This window comes from Dyella humi, assembly GCF_044904605.1.
In the GTDB taxonomy this organism is placed as follows: Bacteria; Pseudomonadota; Gammaproteobacteria; order Xanthomonadales; family Rhodanobacteraceae; genus Dyella_B; species Dyella_B humi.
The window spans coordinates 1-702 of record NZ_JADIKI010000002.1 but is presented as its reverse complement, the minus strand read 5'-3'; the positions used below and the strand labels follow the sequence as shown (position 1 = coordinate 702).

At 57.5% G+C, this 702-nt stretch carries 1 protein-coding gene; it reads left to right on the top strand.

Annotated features, from left to right (window positions below; all coding sequences use genetic code 11):
* On the top strand, positions 1–702 hold a 702-nt coding region (locus ISP18_RS00015), incomplete at both ends, for an AMP-binding protein (protein WP_404559210.1).

Below are 702 nucleotides of genomic sequence, written 5' to 3'. Positions count from 1 at the left end.
CGATGCCAATCCGCAGGTGGCCGATCTGACCTCCCGTCATCTGGCCTATGTCATCTACACCTCCGGCTCCACCGGTACGCCTAAAGGTGTCATGGTTGAGCATCGCGGCGTCACCAATTATCTCGCTTGGGCCAGTCGCACCTATGCACCATGCCGTTCCGCCGTGTCTTCCTCGTTGTCGTTTGATGCCACTGTCACCAGCTTGTTGACGCCTTTGGTCGGTGGCGGACAGATTCATGTGTTAAGGGAGAAGCAAGAGATCGACGGCCTATCCGATTGGCTGGGTACCGATCACGGACTGGTCAAGATTACGCCGTCCCTGTTGGATTCTCTGAGCCAACATGTGGATGGTGATCGGCTCGCCGCTGCAACCCATTTGTTTGTCGTGGGTGGTGAGAACCTGTCACGCGCTACCGTTGACCTCTGGCAGGCTATCGCACCGAATGCACGCATAATCAATGAATACGGGCCAACAGAAACCGTCGTTGGCTGCACGATTCATGAAGTCACTGACGGGACGCCAACCGGGTTCATTCCGATTGGCCGTCCCATTGCCAACACACGAATCTATCTGCTGGATGCTCAGGGTAAGCCGGTACCGCTGGGCGCCGTGGGTGAGTTGTACATCGGCGGGGCCGGTGTTGCCCGTGGCTACCTCAATCGTCCCCAGCTCACTGCCGAGCGTTTTCTGACCGATCCGTT